General features: G+C 59.4%; 15 protein-coding genes. 5 read left to right on the top strand and 10 right to left on the bottom strand.

Going from position 1 to position 20,741, the window contains the following annotated elements; all coding sequences use genetic code 11:
- Nucleotides 1-172: 172 nt before the first annotated feature.
- From GV827_RS05425 to GV827_RS05415, 3 genes are all read right to left on the bottom strand, one after another.
- Nucleotides 173-1,717, bottom strand: coding sequence for a Y-family DNA polymerase (locus GV827_RS05425; protein WP_235930242.1), 1,545 nt, complete (start codon nt 1,715-1,717; stop codon nt 173-175).
- Complete coding sequence (locus GV827_RS05420; protein ID WP_164352666.1) at nt 1,608-2,330, bottom strand: ImuA family protein; 723 nt, start codon at nt 2,328-2,330, stop codon at nt 1,608-1,610. The genes GV827_RS05425 and GV827_RS05420 overlap by 110 nt, the downstream gene beginning before the upstream one ends.
- A gap of 125 nt (nt 2,331-2,455) precedes the next feature.
- The gene (locus GV827_RS05415; protein ID WP_164352665.1) at nt 2,456-2,980 is read right to left on the bottom strand and encodes a MarR family winged helix-turn-helix transcriptional regulator; all 525 of its coding nucleotides are present in this window, start codon (nt 2,978-2,980) and stop codon (nt 2,456-2,458) included.
- 229 nt (nt 2,981-3,209) lie between these two features.
- Here GV827_RS05415 and GV827_RS05410 point away from each other — a divergent pair, with 229 nt between their 5' ends.
- On the top strand, nt 3,210-5,300 hold the full coding sequence (locus GV827_RS05410) for a DEAD/DEAH box helicase (protein ID WP_164352724.1): 2,091 nt from the start codon (nt 3,210-3,212) through the stop codon (nt 5,298-5,300).
- Nucleotides 5,301-5,447: 147 nt separating this feature from the next.
- On the opposite strand, the gene GV827_RS05405 is transcribed toward GV827_RS05410, so the two are convergent.
- From GV827_RS05405 to GV827_RS05380, 6 genes are all read right to left on the bottom strand, one after another.
- Complete coding sequence (locus GV827_RS05405) at nt 5,448-6,713, bottom strand: ABC transporter permease (protein ID WP_164352723.1); 1,266 nt, start codon at nt 6,711-6,713, stop codon at nt 5,448-5,450.
- Between the two features lie 5 nt (nt 6,714-6,718).
- Nucleotides 6,719-7,525 carry a taurine ABC transporter ATP-binding protein gene (locus tag GV827_RS05400; protein WP_164352664.1) on the bottom strand — a complete coding sequence of 269 codons (807 nt, stop codon included), beginning with the start codon at nt 7,523-7,525 and terminating at the stop codon, nt 6,719-6,721.
- Nucleotides 7,526-7,641: 116 nt separating this feature from the next.
- Nucleotides 7,642-8,643 carry a taurine ABC transporter substrate-binding protein gene (locus GV827_RS05395; RefSeq protein ID WP_164352663.1) on the bottom strand — a complete coding sequence of 334 codons (1,002 nt, stop codon included), beginning with the start codon at nt 8,641-8,643 and terminating at the stop codon, nt 7,642-7,644.
- A 364-nt stretch (nt 8,644-9,007) separates the two neighbouring features.
- Nucleotides 9,008-10,780 (bottom strand): DUF4214 domain-containing protein, encoded by a 1,773-nt coding sequence (locus tag GV827_RS05390; protein ID WP_164352662.1) that lies wholly within the window; start codon nt 10,778-10,780, stop codon nt 9,008-9,010.
- Nucleotides 10,781-10,888: 108 nt separating this feature from the next.
- The gene (locus GV827_RS05385; RefSeq protein ID WP_164352661.1) at nt 10,889-12,175 is read right to left on the bottom strand and encodes an NAD(P)/FAD-dependent oxidoreductase; all 1,287 of its coding nucleotides are present in this window, start codon (nt 12,173-12,175) and stop codon (nt 10,889-10,891) included.
- Nucleotides 12,176-12,231: 56 nt separating this feature from the next.
- A complete protein-coding gene (locus GV827_RS05380; protein WP_164352660.1) occupies nt 12,232-14,403 on the bottom strand; it encodes a peptidoglycan-binding domain-containing protein in 2,172 nt (723 codons plus the stop codon).
- A gap of 363 nt (nt 14,404-14,766) precedes the next feature.
- Here GV827_RS05380 and GV827_RS05375 point away from each other — a divergent pair, with 363 nt between their 5' ends.
- The gene (locus GV827_RS05375) at nt 14,767-16,158 is read left to right on the top strand and encodes an aminotransferase family protein (RefSeq protein ID WP_164352659.1); all 1,392 of its coding nucleotides are present in this window, start codon (nt 14,767-14,769) and stop codon (nt 16,156-16,158) included.
- A 157-nt stretch (nt 16,159-16,315) separates the two neighbouring features.
- Nucleotides 16,316-16,579, top strand: coding sequence for a glycine zipper 2TM domain-containing protein (locus GV827_RS05370; RefSeq protein WP_164352658.1), 264 nt, complete (start codon nt 16,316-16,318; stop codon nt 16,577-16,579).
- Nucleotides 16,580-16,616: 37 nt separating this feature from the next.
- Here GV827_RS05370 and GV827_RS05365 read toward each other — a convergent pair whose 3' ends face one another.
- A complete protein-coding gene (locus GV827_RS05365) occupies nt 16,617-16,919 on the bottom strand; it encodes a hypothetical protein (RefSeq protein WP_164352657.1) in 303 nt (100 codons plus the stop codon).
- Nucleotides 16,920-17,388: 469 nt separating this feature from the next.
- Here GV827_RS05365 and pdxR point away from each other — a divergent pair, with 469 nt between their 5' ends.
- Together pdxR and xsc are read left to right on the top strand one after the other, a co-directional pair.
- On the top strand, nt 17,389-18,852 hold the full coding sequence (gene pdxR / locus GV827_RS05360; protein ID WP_164352656.1) for a MocR-like pyridoxine biosynthesis transcription factor PdxR: 1,464 nt from the start codon (nt 17,389-17,391) through the stop codon (nt 18,850-18,852).
- A gap of 104 nt (nt 18,853-18,956) precedes the next feature.
- Nucleotides 18,957-20,738 (top strand): sulfoacetaldehyde acetyltransferase, encoded by a 1,782-nt coding sequence (gene xsc, locus GV827_RS05355; protein ID WP_164352655.1) that lies wholly within the window; start codon nt 18,957-18,959, stop codon nt 20,736-20,738.
- The last annotated feature ends 3 nt before the right edge of the window (nt 20,739-20,741 follow it).

Below are 20,741 nucleotides of genomic sequence, written 5' to 3'. Positions count from 1 at the left end.
TTTCGGATTGGAACGTCTCGAACGCCCTCCTTGGAGGAGGGAGGGCGATGCCCGTGGTGCCCACGGGCGGAACGGTTGATAGGGCAGCACACCAACCCAAGGACATCGACTTTTCAAAACCTCTTATTCGTACCTCTATCTCTCTCTAGACGGGACCGCGGGCGGGGCGTCGTCACGCAAAAATCCCTTGTACAAACCAGCGCGGATCGCCCCCGCGTCCGTCCCCCAATATCCCCTCGCGATAGATCCAGAACCGTCGCCCGTCCCCCACCTCGACTTTGTAGTAATCTCTGAGCCGGGTCCCCGGCCGGTCCCGCCACCACTCAGGCGACACCCGCTCCGGCCCCTCGTAGCGCGCCGTCAGATAGGACACCCGTCGCCAGCGAAACCGCGCTGGCGGCCCTTCGGGCACGGCATAGAGAACGACAATCTCTTCGGTCGGCTCCAAAAGGCGCAAGGGTCGCTCTCGTGCGACCTCAATCACAGCCTCCGGCGCTCCTGCCAAAGTCGCCATACGCCCCTCGACCCTTTCGGGCACATGGCTCTGACACCACGCCGACCATGTCACCTTTTCGGGCCCCAGCTTCGCCGTCAGCCGGTCCAAGAGCGCCGCCACATCCTTCCCGGCATCCCGCGCGCCATCCAGATGATCCTGATGCAGCGCCAGCGGCTCCACCCTCAATGCCTCCAGCGTCAAAAGATCGAACCCGAAGCCCGGGTCGATCCCTTCCAGCTTGCCCGCCATCAGCCGCACCAGATGCGCCGCCTCCCGGCTGGCAGAGGCCAAAGCCACCTCGCGCGAGCGCCATTCGCCATCCACGCGGTAGATCGTCAACCGCAACCGCCGCGCACCCAGCTCTGCCTTGGCCATCTGCCGACACAGGTCCGCCGCCAACGCATCCAGATGCGGCACCGGGTCGATCACCGGCTCGGCCAGCCGCACCCGTGCCAGCCAGCGCACCGCATCCTCCGGCGCATTGAGCGGGTCCGCCGTCCGCCCCAGCGCACGGTCGAGCAACACCAGCGGATTGAACTCTTCGGCCACCCGGTCGAACCGCCGCATCAGCGCCACACGCGGCACCTCCATCAGCGCGCCCAGCGTCTTCAGCCCCAGCCGCTGCAACAACCGCACCGTATCCGCGTTGATCCTGAGCGCTGCCACCGGCAAGGGCGCCACCGCCACCGCCAGATCATCGGGTCCGCAGATCACCCCGCCGCCGCCATGACGCGCCAGCATCTGCGCTGCCCCGCGCGTGGGCGCCACCGCCAGCCGCGCACTCAATCCCTGCATCTTGAACCTTGCGCCCATGTCCCGCAGCATCCGTGCCTCGCCGCCGAACAGATGCGCCGCACCGGTGATATCCATCGTTACCCCATCCATACCATCCCGTACGGTCCACGGGCACCAGCGCCGCGCCCAAATCGCTACGCGATCGAGCAGCTTCCGGTCGCCCTCGGCGTCCGACCGCTCCACGTGCAAATCCAGGTGGATTGCCTGCACGTCGACCACCCGCGTGCCCTCAACGATCCCCCGCCGCCGCGCCTCGGCGCTCAGCGCATAAATCACCGGCCCATGCGTGCCCTGTTCAGACAGCACCACAGGGACGTCATCCCCGGGCAAGCTCCGTTGCTGGGCTGTGATCCTGCGCCACCGGTCCATCGCCAGATCGGGAAAGAAGGCGGAGACGATCCTTTGCCCATCTGGCTGCGGGCTCATGACGTGCATCCCAAACGCCCGGCGCACGGCCGCGTGCGCGGAACAAATCGGCCTCCCACAGCGGATGACCCGGCGCTGCCCGGTTCCACGGATGTACCTCCGACGGCAGCGACGATACCCGCCAGCGCTCGCGCGCCGCACTCAGCGCGCCGTGATCGCCAGACCGGATCAGCCAGACCGGCACCTCCGATGCCTCTGACCGCAGCGCCAGTCGCTTGGTCGCGGTAAAGCTCAGCACCTCCGGCGCGCCGTGAATCTCGCCCACGACCGCCGAAAGCCCGGCACAGGCAGCACCTTCTTCCATCGCCCAAAACACGTCGCGCGGATGGCTCACCTCGACCCGCAGCACATGCCCTTTGAAGCCGAACTGGCGCAGGGCCGGACCATAAAGCCGCCCGTTCTCGCGCCGCGACATGCGGCAACTGACCCACAGAACAGGCGCTTCGCTGTCGGGCAGACAGGACAACACGAAACCCGTGACCGCCCCGTCGAAAGGGCCGCCCGACAGCACATCGCGCAGCACCGCATCGCCGCCGTTGGGGGCAGGCACATCCGTGACCAGACGTTTGGACGACAGGGAAATCACCTGCGCATTGGGAGAATCGGTTGGCATGCATCCCTCCATTGTTCATGTTTTGTTCTTTTTGTGAAGATAGCGCAGCGCCCTGCAAACTTCCAGTCTGACATTACAGAAGCCGGAGAAATTTCCGCCGCTGGCCACCCACCGCTCGGATGCGCCTAACGCACGATCTTGCGGCCCAGACGCACCTCAAGCAGATCCTGCGAATGTCCGATCAGCTTTTTCAGCGTCTTTTCAAACGCCTCCACTTCTTCAACGCTCAAAGCGGCCAGAATCCGTTCATTACTGTTCATCACCTCGGCAAAAACATCTTTGTAAAGCGCGTTGCCTTTCTGACTGATCTTCAAAACCACAGCCCGGCCATCGGTCGGATCAGCCATATTCTGGATAAGATCCTTTTTCTGCAGCGATTTGATCACGCGGCTGGTCTGGCTCTTGTCCATCAACAACAGATCGGCAAGGTCACTGGCCCGGCAGGGTCCACGCGCCTTCACAAGCGCCAACAACCGCCACTCGTTCAGGCTCAGGTCAAACATCCGTTCCGACCAATGCTGACCCGCACGCTCCCCGATGGCGACCAAAATATGCAATTGGAAGGTGATGACATCTTCAATCGTCGCTGCAGCCGGGTGTTTACCTAGAGGGGCGCGCCCGCCAAAGGCGTCTTTCAAGTCTCTGCTCATGGTACCCTCCGTGTCTCAGGCTACATCATCTGATGAGGAAAATCCAAGAAACTGCGCAGGCGAATGGCTAGGACCAAGCAGCGGAACGCCCGCACGCATGAATCGTAGGCAAACAAAACCATGTACATTTGTGCACCAAAGGCTTACCGACGGCCGAAACTTACGCCTTGGCCCCGCCAAAGGCTCTTGGTCTATGATGGGCCAAGCCGTTCCAGAACAGGACATGATCGTGATTAAGACAATCGCAGATGCGCTTGCCGCCCAAGGCTATGACACACTGACCCCCGTGCAGGAGGCCGTAACCGACCCCGCACTGACTGAGGCCGATCTGCTGGTCTCGGCCCAGACCGGATCAGGCAAAACCGTGGGCTTCGGCCTTGCCATCGCACCTACCCTGCTGGGCGAGGACACGCATTTCGGCCCCGCCGGCGCGCCGCTGGCACTGATTATCGCACCCACCCGCGAACTGGCCATGCAGGTCAGCCGCGAACTTGGCTGGCTCTATGGTCAGGCCGGGGCCATCGTCACCACCTGCGTCGGCGGGATGGATCAACGCACCGAACGCCGTGCGCTTGACCGTGGAGCGCATGTGGTTGTCGCCACACCGGGCCGTCTGTGCGATCACATCAAGCGCGGCAACATTGACCTTGGCGATCTGCGTGCCGTGGTGCTGGATGAAGCGGATGAGATGCTTGACCTTGGTTTCCGCGATGAATTGGAGTTCATCCTTTCCGAGGCCCCCGAAGACCGCCGTACACTGATGTTCTCGGCCACTGTCCCTGCGGCCATCGCCAAGCTGGCCCAGTCCTATCAGCGCGACGCCCAGCGCATCGCCACCGTAGGCGAGGCAAAGCAGCACACCGACATCGAATACCGCGCGCTGAACGTCCACCCGCGCGACACCGAAAACGCCATCATCAACGTGCTGCGGTTCTATGAAGCCAAGAATGCCATCGTTTTCTGCAACACCCGTGCCGCTGTCGCGCGTCTGACGACAAAGTTCACCAATCGCGGCTTCTCTGTTGTGGCCCTGTCTGGCGAACTCACGCAATCCGAGCGCACCAATGCCCTGCAAGCCCTGCGCGATGGCCGCGCCCGCGTCTGCATCGCGACGGATGTTGCTGCCCGTGGCATTGACCTGCCGAACCTCGAACTGGTGATCCACGCCGATCTGCCGACCAATGCCGACACCCTCCTGCACCGCTCTGGCCGCACGGGCCGCGCGGGTCGCAAAGGTGTGTCCGCGCTTATCGTGCCGCCAAAGTTAAAGACCAAGGCCAACCGCCTATTGGGCTGGGCCAAGCTCAAGGCGGAATGGGCTTCGGCACCTTCCGCCGCCGAGGTGAATGCCGCAGACGAAGAACGACTGCTTAGCGATCCAGCCTGGTCTGACCCAGTACCGGAAGACGCCGAAGCCTTTGTTGCCAAACTCACTGAAGAATTCTCCGCCGAACAGCTTGCCGCTGCTTTCGTCAATCTTTATCGCGCCCGCGCGTCGGCCCCCGAGGACCTCACTGATCCCGGAACCAAGGACGACCGCCCCCGCCCCAGCTTTGGTCCAACTGTCTGGTTTTCCGTCTCAACCGGCCGCAATGACGGGGCAGAGCCGCGTACTTTGCTGCCAATGCTGTGCAAGCGCGGCGATCTGACCAAAGACGACATCGGCGCGATCCGCGTGCAGCAAGATCACAGCTTTGTCGAAATTCTTGAAAGTTCCGCGCAGAAGTTCAAGAACGCCCTTGGCCCGGACATGAAAGTCGACGACGGCGCTGTCGTGACTCAACTCGACAAGGCCCCTGACCTGCCGCGCGGCCCCAGGCCCGGCGGAAAAGGCCCGGGCGCACGCGGCCCCAAACCGGGTGGCAAGCCGTATCGCAAGTCCAATTACGATCCCGACGCATCCTCTGCGCCGCGCAAACAACGCAGTGCGCCGGAAGAAGCTGCCGCACCCGCTGCGCGCTCGGAGAAACCAAAGTTCGACACCCCCCGCAAGCCCAAGGGCGAACGTCCGCCAAAGTCCCACAAGACAGAGCGCAGCCCGATGAAGCCGGGGGCCAAGCCGAAACCAAAAGCTGACGGCGACTCAAAGCCAAAGGCCAAGGCAGTCTGGAAGAAAGAGGGCCCCAAGGCCGATGCCCCGCACGGTGGCAAGGGGAGCAAACCCAAGGGCGGAAAGCCGTTCAAGCCACGTGAAGACAAGGCAGAGGGTGGCAAAAGCTACAAGCGCGCCGCTGATCCGTCCAAACGCTTCACGCCGCCCAACAAAATCGGCAAACAGGGCGGCAAGAGCGGTGGCGCGACGCCAAAACGCGGAAAGTAACGCGCGCGTCTTCCCGTTAGCTGCCAAGAAATCGCAACATCAGCGCCAGAAAAAACGCCGGAGAAACTTCTCCGGCGTTTTCTTTAATAGCCCAGAGTCTTCAAAATTCTGATCTGATCCCTTTGAAGAAACTGGCAGGTCTGGATATCAGCCCTTGCCCTTCCAAGGCACCAGGAACCGCTCGGCTGCGCGCATCAGCATGTCGATGCCGAAACCAATCACGCCAATCAGAATGATACCCATGATCACGATGTCCGTGTTCTGGAACTTGGACGCGGTCATGATCATCATCCCCGCCCCCTGCTCGGCTGCGACCAGTTCTGCCGCGACCACGGTGCCCCAGCAGACACCCATCGCAACCCGCGCACCGGTAAAGATTTCCGGCAGGGAATTGGGGATGATCACGTAGCGCATGATCTGCCACTTCGACGCGCCCAACGAATAGGCCGCATGCACCTTCGAGATTTTCACGCCGGAAACCCCAGAACGCGCCGCAATCGCCATGATCCACAAGGCGGCAAGGAACAGCAGGATGATCTTGCCCGCCTCGCCGATACCCGCCCAAATGATCACCAGCGGGATCAACGCCAGCGGTGGCACCGGACGCATGAATTCCACAATCGGATCAAACCACCCCCTGAACCAATTCGACAGACCCATGGCATAGCCCAGCGGAATGCCCACGATGGCCCCCAACACGAATCCAACCACAACCCGGAACAGAGAATATCCAAGATGTTCCAAGAGCGTGAAGTTTCGGAAACCGTCTTTCGCGATCTGCACCGACCGGGTCCAGACCTCCTCAGGTGCTGGCAGATACAGCGGTTCCATCTGCCAACCCTTTGAGGGCTCAAAGTTTGGTGTACCTTTGTCAGAAAGCGTCACCGAACCATCAGCTGTGCGGACTGTCTGCCCCGGCGCAATCTTCTGCCCGTTGATCGCGATCACTTGCGCGCCATCTTTCTTGGTCAGCTCATCATTCTTATCGACCGTGATCAAACCCGTCCGCCACTGCGCAATCGCAACCGCGTCATTCTTGGCAAAACCGTCACCGGGATCGACCTCTGGTACCTCGGCTGGCTCACCACGGGGATGCACGATCACCGTGACCTCAGCATCATCGGGTGCCTGCCCCTCGACCTGCGCTGTGTAGGTAAAGCTTGTCTCACCCAAGAAGGGTCCCGGCGCATGCAGGAAGGAGGGCAACAGGTTGGAGCCCGTGAAAATCCCCCACATCAGGAAGATCGTGAAAATGGAAATGACGCCCGCCGCCCGGTTGGGCCGCACAGCACTTTCGTCGCCAAAGGTAACTGTCTTCAGAGAGGTGTAATCCCGAATGCCTTTCGCCAGCACCTTGGTCACCAGAAAGGCACTGCCTGCGAATATCGCGACATAGATCAGGAGGAAAAAGATACCGGTCATGCCGCGTCCTCCTTGGTGCCCATGATCTCTTCTTCCATGTCCCAGATCATGTTGAGGATCTCCTCACGTCGCGGCCCAAATTCAGGGTGCTTCTTGACCTCCCGCAGGTCCGCGTTCACGCCCAGCTCTGCAAAGGGCAGGCGGTATTCCTTGTGAATGCGCCCGGGGCGCGGCGCCATCACGATCAGCCGTTCGCCCAGCAACAGCGCCTCCTCAACCGAGTGCGTGATCAGGATGATCGTTTTGCCGGTCTCTTTCCACAGCTTCAGCACAAGGCTTTGCATCTTCTCCCGTGTCAGCGCATCCAACGCGCCCAGCGGTTCATCCATCAGGATCACGTCGGGGTCATTCGCCAGACAGCGGGCCAGCGCCACACGCTGCTGCATCCCGCCCGACAATTCGTAAACCGCCTTTTCCTTGAAATCCTGCAAGCCCACGACATCCAGCAGGTGGTTCACCGTTTTGGCCTTGTCGGCCTTCGGCATCCCCTTCATCGACGGGCCAAAGCCGACGTTCTCGCGCACGCTCATCCACTCGAACAGCGCACCTTGCTGAAACACCATGCCGCGTTCTGCGTCCGGCCCGGTAATTTCGTGTCCGTTCAGGATCATCTTGCCATCGGTCGGCGCCAGAAAGCCCGCCACGATGTTCAACAGCGTTGTCTTGCCACAGCCTGACGGCCCCAGCACGCTCAGCAATTCGCCCGCCTTAAGGTCAAGCGACACGTTCTTGAGCGCCTGAACATGCCCGCCATCGGGCAGGTCAAAGCGCATGGAAATATTGTCGATGGTTAATCCGGTCATTGTCCCTGGCTTTCCGGCTTCGGCGTTGAAGCCAATGGATGGGGTTTGCCCCACCTCGATCTGTTTCAGTATCGTAAAGTAGGATGCGGCCCCGAAGGGCCGCATCCTATGGTGTCTTACATGCCCTTGGCAGCTGCGAGCGGTCCGGTGTTCACCGCGCCCTCATAGCTGTCCAGCGCACCATCAATAGAGCCCGCTTCAACGAATACGTCCGCGACGCCCTTCATAAAGGTGGCGGCGTTACCACCGAGCCATGCCTGTGACAGCTGATCATCGACGCTTGGGAACTTCATGGTCGAGATCGACGCCTTCGCAGCATCAAGGTCCATACCGGACTCTTCCGCGATCACGGGCAGCATATCGTCTTGGCCACCACCGTTCCACTGTGCGTTTGCTTTGGCTGTCACGGCAAGGAACTTCGCCAGCTCGTCGCCGTTCTCGGCCACATAGGCCGCAGGTGCGGAAGTGACGTCAAACACCAAGATGCCCAGCTCTTCTTTCTCGTCGCCGGTCAGCAGCACGTTGCCGTACTCTTTCATCCGGCCCAGACCGCCGCCGTAGCCGCAGGCGAAATCTACTGCACCCTGGCTGAGGGCGGCAGCACCTTCTGGGGGTGCCATGTCAACAATCTGCAGGCTGTCGAGTGGGACACCAAAGTGGTCCATCTGGCGCAGGAAGCCGTAGTGCGCAGCAGTGCCCAGTGGCACGGCTACTTTCTTGCCTGCCAGTTCACCGGCGCTGTCCTTGTCAATCTCAAGATCGGCACGGACCACGCAGTTGTCGTTGTCGGAATAGCTTACCGCAACGTCGACAACCTGAATATCCTGACCACCCGAGGCGGCAACAACGAAGGGTGGCACACCCTGTGAAACTGAGATCTGAACGTCACCCGATGCCATCGCGGCAGACATCGCTGTACCGGTCTCAAAAGACACCCAGTTGATCTTCTTGCCCAGCGCTTCTTCGTATTCGCCGTTTGCCTTTGCGGCAAGGAAAGGCATGGGCCATTCGAGGAAATATGCGACGGTGATCTCACCGTGTCCGTCGGCAAACGCGGCCTGACCGGTCATCGCCATCACGGCACCTGCCACAAATCCTGTTGCTGTCTTCTTGATCATAGTGTTCTCCCTTTTGATCATTTATCCGAACCTTAGCGTTCGGTATTCTTTTCGTTGCATCGACCCTTTGGTCGATTTGTCTTGGGTCTGGTTCGAGCCACCGTTACTCAAATGAAACTTTGAATCTCGTTTCTTGAGCACTTTGACTTAAGTCCGAAATCACCATGTCCGTTCTTTCTCCCAAGGGCAATGAATTCCGTACTTTGACAGGGCACGCGCCAACCGACTGCCCCAATGATGGCCGCTTGGCACAACAGGAGGGTGACTTGCCCAAAGAATAAACTGCCAATTGGGCCAGACTGATGAGTCCAGTTTGCCGAAACCGGCAAAATCTGGACTGACACCGCCTCGATATTAGACGTCCTCAGACCATCCCTGCAAAGGGATCGTCCAGAACCCCGACAAGCGGCATCAGGAACTGGCCCGTGTCACCATCCTGCGCTGCCTGAAAATACCCGTCTATCGCCGCCACGGCCGCGTTGATGCCAGCAGCCGACCCGTCAAACGCATTCATCGCCGCGGTCGCATTCGTTACGTCAGACATGCCCCGGATCACTGCGTAATAGGCACCGATATCGGTCTTGGTGCTCAGATACTGCCGGTCGGCGATCTGCTGCGCGACAAAGTCCGCTGGCGCACCCTCAAACGGTGCCGCCTTGGCCCCTTCCAGCACCGACAGAATGAACTGATCCCTTGTCCGTGCGCCGCTGTCCAGCACACCAACCCAGAAGTCAAAACCCGCCTGATCGGCCACCCGACCCAGAACGTTGCCGTAAACAGCTGTCGCAAAGTCCGCATTGCTGAGTTCGGGACCATAGGTCGCGCGGGTCTCGTCCTGATCGGTGAACAGGGTGGCCATCTGTTCAAGCGTTGTCCCACTGGCAAAAGCAGTGCCCCAGAAATTCAGCCCCACGGCATCCGGCGCGCGATTGAAGTACGCGATGTATAGCTCGATGAAACTTTCCATCTGCGTTTCAGACAGCCCTGTCGTCCCGGCAAAAACTGTCAGGTCGAAGGGTGCGACAGCAGCATCACCGAACGTCAGCAACTCCATGTTGACCAGTGTATCGGTACCATCCGTGCCCCTGCGGTCCGCCAGGGTCGTGGTCTGCGCGCTGAGGGTAAGTGTATAGCTTGACTGGTTGCCGGAATACGCACCTGTATCCCGGCCGTCCCCACCGTCGATCACGTCATTGCCACCGCCGCCGACAAATGTATTGGCAAGTGCATTGCCCATAAGCATATCCGCACCGGCACCGCCCATGGCGTTCTCGATCTCGACGCCGTAGGCAATGGCATAGCCGCCATCCGCCACCGTTCCGTTCCGGCTCGAGATGTAGGAGAGATAGCCACCACCGCCGACCTCGAACTGCAACGTCGCCGCCCGAAGGTCGATGACTGCATCCTCGGTCGCAGAGGAAAAGTCGATCCGGTCAAAGCCGCCGTTGTCCCAGATCGTGACTAGGTCGCGGGTGTCGCCATAGACCGTGTCACCAAGCCCGGTCTGCGTGTTCGCCCCGTAGAGCAATTGCAGCGCTGCGATGTCGATGGCCCCGAAGGTGTTCGCCTCGCCCCAGATATCCACGCCCGGATTTGAGGGCGATTCTCCCGGAATGTAGGACATCCGCGTCGTGAACTCGGTATTCAGGTTCAGATCACCCTTGTCATCCTGACTGGTAACCCCTGGCAGGACCGCCGGACCGTCGTGCGGATGGCTCAACCCGATGGCATGGCCAATCTCGTGGATGATTGTTGTGTAGTCATTGTCAAAGGCAACCGGCCCGGTGAACTGGCTGCCAATCACGGCGATGGAAATCCCCTCCGAGATGAAAGTAACATATCCGGCAGTATCGTCACTGAACTCCGCTACCTCGTAGAACGATATCGTCGCATCGCTCGACGTCGTCTCGGCAAAGGTCAGGTCTACCACGCTGGAAATATAGTCGAATGTACCCCTCACGTACTGCATATTTGGCTCGGACCAGCCCACTGAAACCTCGTTTGGCGTGTTCGGATCGCCATCGTCAATCTCCGATCCAGCAGGCATGAACCGGAAGGTGACGGTGCTGGTGTAAAGTCTCTCGTCAGACCCGTATGAGGCCAAGGCGGCGAGAAGCGGAGAATCTTCGGGGAACATGGCAGTGTCCTTGAAATAGATTTTTGTACAAGTTGGCACCACTACGCGCCAGCGACTCCCTTTGCGTCAAAAAAATTTACAACCTGGCCGGGCCGCACAGAGGGAATATCAGCCCCGTCTGGCCTCGCGCTGATCCAATATCCGCCAGTAGCGCATCGCAAGCCCCGCGCCCAACACCTGTGGCTCGCGAAACGCATAAGGTTTCATCGGGGCAAGCGGAAACGGCAACTCCTCAATCGCAGCGCCCAAGGCACGGCGCGCCATCTCGCGCCCCATCACGAGGCTCATCGCAACACCGCGTCCATTATAGCCCAACCCGCAAATCAGCCCCGGCTCGGGCTCAAGCAGATGAGGCACACGGTCAGGTGTCAGCGCCACAGTTCCGCCCCAACGATACGCCCATTTCACCCCCTTGAGGGAGGGGAAAATGCGCGGGGCATCCTTCAGCAGCCATGACCATCCGCCAACCCCGCCTGTCGGCGTTCGGTAGCCCATGCCCCCATAGATAAACTGCCCCCCCGGTTCGCGACGGCAGTACATGATAAGACGGCGGGTGTCGGATATTGTATGTCCTGCCGGGCAGAGCGGCTCCAACCGATCCGCATCCAATGGTTCCGTCGCGATCTGGATCGACGTCAGCGGCAGCAGGGTACGCTTCAGCCCCGGCACCAGATCATCCGCATATCCATTCGTCGCGATGATAACCGTTCGTGCCGCCACGCGGTGACCGTTGACCGCCAAAATCCATTGACGTCCCTCGCGGCTCAGCTTGCGAACCGGCGCGTGGCTAAAGACCTTTGCACCCGCCGCCTGTGCCACCCGGTCCAATCCCCGCGTCAGCGCCAACGGTTGTACCGCCCCGCCGCGTGTGTTCACAGTCCCCGAGCCGTAGCCTCGCGCGCCCGTCATCCGCGTGACGTCATCCCGCCCGACAAACTCGAATGTCGCGCCCAGCTTGTTCCAGAGTTTTGCATTCTCCTGGCTGACCTTGCGGGCAGCCTCGCAATGGTCCGCCCTCAGCCACCCTTTCTGCCGGGCTTCACACCGGATCTGATACCGCTCGACCAACTCGAACAGGTCATCCGCAGACCGCAGCGCGGCCTCTGCCAATGCTTCAAAATATTTGGGCCCGACAGCCGCACGCAGATCATCGGGTTTCGATACCGGCAGCATGGGGTTGACCTGCCCGCCGCTCCGCCCGGAAGCACCATTGGCAATATCCCCCGCCTCGAACAGCGCGACGTCTGTTCTGGCTTCGGCCAGCATCAGGGCCGCACGCAACCCGGTAAAGCCACCGCCCACAATGGCAACGTCGCAGGTCAGATCACCCTTGAGCGATTGTCCCTTTTCCCCGGCTGGGGCCGTCACGTTCCAGAAAGCATCGGATTGCTGCATCACAAACACCTCAGTTCAGCAGGATGCTCTCTTCGATGCGATGCGCGGTCAAGAACTCAAAGCTTGCGTGCGTAGTTTCCGGTCTTGGGCCAGCCATAGGAGGCCGCCGCCTTGCTGTTGAAACCGCCCTTGGATTGGGAAAACTCATGGACCACCCCGTTGACCACAGCGATGCAATGGGTCTTCCACCACGCGATATACGTCCCGCTTTTGCCGTCACCTTTGAAAAATTCGACGATGTCTTCCTTGCTGACGCCTTCCATGTTGACCTTTTTCGCGCCCAGGTGGCTCGCCAGTCCGTCGCCGCGCCCACTCATTCCGGCCATGGTCTTGTTGGCGCTGCCCACGTAGGTGATGCAGTCAAATCCGCGCATCTTTGGATCACGCTCAAAGTTCGGACCGTACTTGAGGAAATACCAACCGTTGATCGGGGTCGTATAAAGGTACCGCCCCTTCCCGTTGCCGGTATATATCATGCCCTTGTCGGCCCCCAGACCTTTCAGGGACACGGTTCCCTTAAAGGGCGCCACTGGCGCACGCAGGCTGAGTGTCTTGGATTTCGTCCGCTTGTCGGGTTTCCCGTCCGTTGTCTCGATTGCATAAAAATCAATCGTGCTGCTCCACAGGTTCCCCTGATCAATCAGCTTGAACAACTCGACCATCTGCGCCTTGCTGAAGCCCTTTGTAATGTCGAGCTGCAAACTTGGTTTGCCGACAATCAACAAAACCTTGGACTTTGGATCAGGGCTTTTTCCTGACACCTTGAAGCTGAACCCGCCCTGCTTGATCCCTTCTTCCGACCCGCGCAACAAAATCGGCGTTTTGGCATCCTCACCGGATTCACCCTCGCGCTGGCGCTCTTCTGCTTCCTTCAGCAGGTCTGACATATGCGATGCCGCTTCTTTCGCCACATCGCCCGCCAACTTGCCAATGTCCTTGACGTCCCCACCCGAACTGCGGCCCATCAGCCAGTCCCATTGGTCTTCGGCAAAGTTGCCGATATCCCCGATGATCTCGTCCACCTGATTGGCCGCCAGCTTCATCGCATTGGCTTTGGCCTTGATCTGTTTGATCAGGTCCTTCTCGACACTCGACCGCTTCTTGGCCGCCTCGTCGGCAATGGCCTTCATCCCGCCTTCGACCTCACCCATCACCTTGCTGGCAAAATCGGTAACGTCCTTCACGTCCATTCCGAACAGCTCGGTTTCATCTTCCGTGAACTTGTCGAACTGCTCCTTGGCGATCTTCTCGTACTTACCATAGAGCATCTCGACCGACTTCAGCGGCAGCCCCGCCTTCTTGGCCTGCGCCTCGGCGACTTTCTTCAGCTTGTTCAGCGTGGAATTGCGCTGCGACGCGATGGTCTTGAGAACCATCTGCCGTACCTTCACCGCGTTGCCGATCACCAATTTGACATGGTTTGAGCCTTCCTTGAGAACCTGCTGGCCGAGCTTTGCAATATCTTTCGGCGTGTAGTCGAAAATGTCCTTCTCGCCCGGAAAAATCTTCTTGATGGATGCCTCGACGGTCTTTTCCACTTCCGCATAGGTCTGCTCGATCTTGTCGACCGGCATCCCGAATTCCTTGGCTTTCTTCCGCACCTCTTCGCGCACGGCCTTGAGGAGTCTGTCCCGCTCTTCCGCGATCTTGGCGCGCACCTCGTCCCGCTTTCGAACAGCATCCGCGACAAAAGTTTCGATCGTGCGTTTCGCGTCCTTTACCGATGCGTTCGCATTCTGCTTGATCTGCTCGGGCGTCAGGTCTCCCGGTTTCAGGTTCGACGCCCAAATGAACACATGGTTGAAGGGCGGCGCAGTCGCCGACATCGCGAAATCGTGCGCGAGGTTGACGGGCAGCCCCGCTTTCTTGAGCATCTGCGCCGCAGAAGCCTCGATCTCGGCCCGGGCCCTGTCCATCTCCTTTCTGATGGTCTCGTAGAACGCCTTTTCTTTCGCCTTCCGCTCCGCCTCCGCTTTGGCCGGCCCAGCGACCAGCTTCTTCATCGCGTTGCGTCCCGGATCGACACGGTAATCCGCCCGCATCTCGCAGACCTCTTGCTGAAACTTTCCGATGGCCTGCTCCAGCTTGGCATCCGGCACGCCGTCCGTCTTGAGCTTGGGCAGCCCAAACTTCGAGGCAAATCCGTTAAGCAGGTTTTGTACAGTCTTGACATCTTCGGGCAGGTTTTTGCCCTTGCGCCCCACCGACGCCTTGATCTTGCCAGCCATAATCATTTCCCCAAACAGGGAACCTTGAGAAAGGTTCTCGAAACAAATCGATTCAATACCCGGCCCGAAGTCTGAAAAATTATGTGACTGGGCGGAATACGCCGAAAAATAACCGGCGCTGCCAAAGTCTAAAGCCGCCACTTCGCTTCTGGCAAGGAATTCTTGTCGGCTTTCATGTGACCTCACGCTGCTGTCGCACGGCAAGCCTGTTTGAATGCGGATTAGACACAGCAAAAATCTGGCGCTACGGTTCGATCAATATTGGCCCTACTTGATTCTGCGATTAACCAGCAAACAGTAGCTATCACAGGGCCTGCTATGCCCTGATTTCACGCATCCCGCGTTACGGAAAGGTTCCTCACCATGGACGGCAATTTCAACGAAAATGACATCTCCCGCGTTGTCGAGGCAGACCGCGCGCACATCTGGCACCACCTCAGCCAGCACAAACCCTATGAAACAACGGATCCCCGAATTATTGTCGAGGGGAAGGGCATGCGCGTCTGGGATCAGAAGGGCAAGGAACACATCGACGCCGTATCTGGCGGTGTCTGGACCGTCAACGTCGGCTACGGCCGCGAACGTATCGCCAATGCCGTGCGCGACCAGTTGATCAAACTGAACTATTTCGCAGGCTCCGCAGGTTCCATCCCAGGTTCCAATTTCGCCGAGATGCTGATCGACAAGATGCCCGGTATGAGCCGCGTCTACTACTGCAACTCCGGTTCCGAAGCCAACGAGAAGGGCTTCAAGATGGTCCGTCAGATCGCGCACAAGCGCTACGGCGGCAAAAAGCACAAGGTTCTCTACCGCGACCGCGACTACCACGGAACCACGATCTCTTGCCTTTCTGCCGGTGGTCAGGACGAGCGCAACGCGCAATACGGCCCCTTTACCGAAGGGTTCGTCCGCGTCCCGCACTGCCTTGAGTACCGCGCTTTTGAACAGGACGGCGCACCGTCCGAGAACTATGGTGTCTGGGCCGCCGACCAGATCGAAAAAGTCATCCTCGCCGAAGGTCCCGATACGGTCGGTGCGCTCTGCCTTGAGCCAGTCACGGCAGGCGGCGGCGTGATCGTCCCACCCGACGGCTACTGGGATCGCGTGCAGGAAATTTGCAAAAAGTACGATATCCTGCTGCACATCGACGAGGTCGTCTGCGGGGTGGGCCGCACCGGCACGTGGTTCGGCTATCAGCATTATGGTATCAAGCCTGACATGGTGACCATGGCCAAGGGCGTTGCATCGGGCTATGCCGCCATCGCTTGCCTTGTGACCACCGAAGAAGTGTTCAACATGTTCAAGGATGATCACACTGATCCGATGAACTACTTCCGCGATATCTCGACCTTTGGAGGCTGCACCGCAGGCCCCACCGCAGGGATTGAGAACATGGCGATCATCGAAGAGGAAAACCTGCTCGAAAACACCACCAACATGGGCCACTACATGTTGGACCAGCTGAACGCGTTGGCGGACAAGCACAAGGTCATCGGTCAGGTGCGCGGCAAGGGCCTTTTCCTTGGCTGTGAACTGGTCGAAGATCACGACAGCCGCGCACCTGTGGCTGAAAAGATGGTTCAGGCCGTTGTTGGTGATTGCATGCAACAAGGCACGATCATTGGCGCGACCAACCGTTCCTTGCCGGGCAAGAACAATACGCTTTGCTTCTCACCCGCTTTGATCGCGACCAAAGACGACATCAATCAGATCGTGGCCTCCGTTGATGAGGCATTGGGCCGCGTTTTCGGGTAACTCCGACCAAAGCAGAAGAGCTAAACCGCCGGGTGAACCTCGGCGGTTTTTTTCTTTTTGTCGTATCTGGTCGGCCAAAGCCCGCCTATTTGACAAATGTCATGGAACGAGGCCCAAAATGCGGTGTTATCTCTTCAATGGAATATTGGAGACTGACATGAAAAAGCTGATGCTTTCCCTTCCCCTGATCGCCGCGCTGGGTGCCTGCGCCCCTGCTGACCAACAAACCAGCACTCTTGCCGGTGCTGCCATCGGTGCCGCTGCTGGTGCAGCTGTTTCTGGTGATGACGACAAGGTTGTTGGCGCACTCGTTGGCGGTGCGGCAGGCGCCGCTTTAGGCAGCTATATCGGCCGCACCGCGAGCGGCGCATGTGTATACCAGCGTCCAGATGGCAGCCGCTACACAGCCGCTTGCCCATAAGCAGAAAAGCATAGAACGATATTCAAAAGCCCCTGCTTTATGCGGGGGTTTTTATTTCCGAACCTTGTGAAGTGTCGGGCCACTTCCATGCGATAGCCCCAAGGTAGTTCCCGGTGTCCACGGCGCAGACCGTCGTGCGCTGCGGTCCGTAACCATCAGCCTCACGGTGCTTTCTGTAATGCTTTCTGTTTCGCGCCAACCGGATCAGGCCAGAGATTGTCAAAACCAGAAACTCGCCCTCGCCTTTCAGCGGAATTGTCTCGATTGACTGCCAGTCCTGCGCCAGAGCAGTCTGCAACATCCTGAATGGGTCACGGCGTTGAGGGATATCATGCTTCATCAATAGGCGCCTTTAATCTTTATTACTGGTCATTAACATAGCCAAACAAATGTTAATACAGGCCTTTTCGTCACAGCTCATCTGCTGACAATCACCTAGCGTATCTGCGGGAGCTGACCGCGAACTCAGGCATGGCGCTGTCTTGCGCGAAGCCCTCAGGTCAAAGCGCTGGTCCGCTGTTGGGCCTGTACATGTCTTAGCGCCCAGAACCCAGCGCGTCACTCAGGACTAAGTGCCTTCAAGGCGGCACTGCAAAGGCAGGTCAAAACAAATATGGCCGTTATGGCTCGACTCACGACGCAAGATGGCGTACCATGTAAGCGCTTACATATTCAAAATTGAAACCTTGAGTCTCATTTATCATTTACTTTACGCAAATCTCTGCTTAAGGTTTTGATTGCACACGGAGAAATTCGCGGTCGCATCATACCAGATTGCCAGACATTTAGGTCCAGAGTATACTGCTTGTATGACCCTTCCTGTCGAAACCTTCTTTCTGCATCCCGAGGCGCAAGGCACGCTCCAGCAGCAGATTCAGCAGATGATCGCGCAAGGCATCCTGTCGGGTCGGTTTCAGCAAGGTGAAAAACTCCCATCCACGCGAAAACTTGCCACGCATCTCGGCGTCAGCAGGATCACAGTCACAATCGCCTACACGGAACTCCTGGCCAACGATTATCTCACCTCCAAGGGGCGCTCCGGCTACTTCGTATCGGAAAATGCACCGGCCCCACCCACATTTGCCATCACACCCGAAGGTCAGGATGCGGTGGACTGGACCCGCGCCATCGGTCAGAAATTCAGCGGTGGCGCGGCCATGTCCAAACCACAGGATTGGGCCAAATTCCGCTACCCTTTTATCTATGGTCAGGCCGATCCAACACTCTTTGATCATACCAACTGGCGACTGTGCGCCCTGCAGGCGCTGGGGCAGCGCGACTTCAATTCCCTGACCACAGATTACTTTGATCAGGACGACCCCCAGTTGATCGAATTCATCGCCCGCCATACATTGCCCCGGCGCGGCATCACCGCGCGGCCCGAACAGATACTCATCACGCTCGGCGCACAAAATGCCCTCTGGCTGACCACTCAAGTGCTGCTGACACAGCGTCGACGCGCAGCATTGGAAGACCCCTGCTACCCAGCGCTCCGGGACATCCTGTCCCAATCCCGCTGCCACGTAACCCCTGTGCGCGTTGACCATGACGGCCTGCCGCCAGATGCCATCCCACCCGATACGGACGTGATTTTCACAACGCCCAGCCATCAATGCCCCACCAACGCGACAATGCCGATGGACCGACGCCGGGCCCTGCTGGACCGCGCCCGCGAAATGGACGCGCTGATCGTCGAAGACGACTACGAGTTCGAGATGTCCTTTCTCAAATCCCCGTCGCCCGCGCTGAAATCGCTCGATGCGGATGGGCGGGTGATCTACGTCGGTAGCTTTTCCAAGTCGCTGTTCCCCGGTCTGCGGCTTGGCTATCTCGTCGGCTCCGAACCCTTTATCCGCGAGGCTCGGGCACTGCGCGCCTCCGTTCTGCGCCACCCGCCCGGACACATCCAGCGCACCGCCGCCTATTTCCTGTCATTGGGGCACTACGACGCGCTGATACGGCGGATGGGCACCGCGCTCCAGGAACGCCGCAAGGTGATGGAAGAGGCGCTTGCCGCGCACGCCTTGCGAATCTCCGGGCGTGGGTATTACGGCGGGTCATCATTCTGGATGCGCGCACCTGATCACATCAACACCGATGATTTGGCGCGCAAGCTTCAATCCAAGGGCGTGCTGATTGAGCCCGGACGGGCCTTTTTTGCAGGCACGCATCAGCCGTCGAACTACTACCGCCTCGCCTATTCTTCGATCCCCACATCCCGGATCAGGGAAGGCGTTGACATTATCGCCCACGAAATGGCCCTGACAGTATGATCTGGCCTTATTCTGCTATCTCCATTGGCCCTACCCGAAAACTGCCACCACAGTACTTTGCGGCAAGATTCGCTCACACCCTGCTTAATCAAGGATAGTCTGCTATGAAAATGACGACCGAAGAGGCATTCGTCAAAGTCCTCCAGCGCCACGGCATCGACAATGCTTTTGGCATCATCGGCTCTGCTATGATGCCGATTTCCGATATTTTCCCCGATGCGGGGATCAAGTTCTGGGACTGCGCCCATGAAGGGTCCGGCGGCTTCATGTCAGACGGCTTCACCCGCGCCACCGGCAAGATGTCGATGATGATCGCACAGAACGGCCCCGGCATCACCAACTTCGTGACCGCCGTGAAAACGGCCTACTGGAACCACACGCCGCTGTTGCTGGTCACACCGCAAGCCGCGAACAAGACCATCGGGCAGGGTGGTTTTCAGGAAGTCGAGCAGATGAAACTGTTCGAAGACATGGTCGCCTATCAGGAAGAAGTACGTGACCCGACACGCGTGGCCGAGGTACTGACCCGCGTGATCAGCCAAGCCAAGCGCCTGTCCGGTCCGGCCCAGATCAACATTCCGCGCGATTTCTGGACACAGGTCATCGACGTCGAAATCCCTGATCCGATCGAATTCGAGCGGTCCCCCGGCGGTGAAAACTCTGTTGCCGCAGCGGCCAAGCTGCTCAGCGAAGCGAAGAACCCTGTTATCCTCAATGGTGCAGGCGTGGTTCTGTCCGACGGCGGTATCGAAGCCTCCAAGGCGCTGGCCGAGCGTCTGGATGCGCCGGTTTGTGTTGGTTACCAGCACAATGACGCATTCCCCGGATCGCACCCTCTGTTCGCTGGCCCGCTGGGCTACAACGGCTCAAAAGCTGCCATGGAACTGATCAAGGACGCCGACGTGGTGCTGTGCCTCGGCACCCGCCTCAACCCGTTCTCCACTCTGCCCGGCTACGGCATGGAGTACTGGCCCGCAGATGCGAAGATCATCCAGATCGACATCAACCCCGACCGCATCGGCCTGACCAAGAAGGTCACCGTGGGCATCGTGGGTGACGCGGCGAAGGTGGCCAAGGGCATCCTGAACCAACTGGCCGACGACGCAGGCGATGCAGGCCGCGCAGAGCGCAAAGCCAAAATCGCGCAGAAGAAGTCCGCATGGGCGCAGGAACTCACGTCTCTCACACATGAGCAGGACGATCCCGGCACCACCTGGAACGAGCGTGCCCGTCAGGCCAAGCCCGACTGGATGTCCCCCCGTATGGCATGGCGCGCGATCCAGTCCGCGCTGCCGCGCGAAGCGATCATCAGCTCCGACATCGGCAACAACTGCGCCATCGGCAACGCCTATCCTGACTTCGACGCGGGCCGCAAATATCTGGCCCCAGGCCTCTTCGGCCCCTGCGGCTATGGCCTGCCCGCCATCGTCGGTGCCAAGATCGGCTGCCCGGATGTGCCGGTTGTCGGTTTCGCCGGTGACGGTGCGTTCGGCATCGCGGTCAACGAACTGACGGCCATCGGCCGTGGCGACTGGCCCGCCGTGACGCAGATCGTCTTCCGCAACTACCAGTGGGGCGCGGAAAAGCGGAACTCCACCCTGTGGTTCGACGACAACTTCGTCGGCACCGAGCTGGACGAGGAAGTCTCCTATGCCGGTATCGCCAAGGCCTGCGGGCTGGAAGGCGTTGTCGCCCGCACCATGGACGAGCTGACCGCTGCGCTGAACAAAGCGATTGAGGACCAGATGAAGCATGGCAAGACCACGCTGATCGAGGCCATGATCAACCAGGAACTGGGTGAGCCTTTCCGCCGCGACGCGATGAAAAAGCCCGTCGCCGTGGCAGGCATCAGCAAGGACGACATGCGTCCTCAGCAGGTCGCCTGATCG

The organism is Sulfitobacter sediminilitoris, from assembly GCF_010667575.1.
In the GTDB taxonomy this organism is placed as follows: domain Bacteria; phylum Pseudomonadota; class Alphaproteobacteria; order Rhodobacterales; family Rhodobacteraceae; genus Sulfitobacter; species Sulfitobacter sediminilitoris.
The sequence above is the reverse complement of the archived record's forward strand: the minus strand, read 5'-3'. Positions and strand labels throughout refer to the sequence as shown.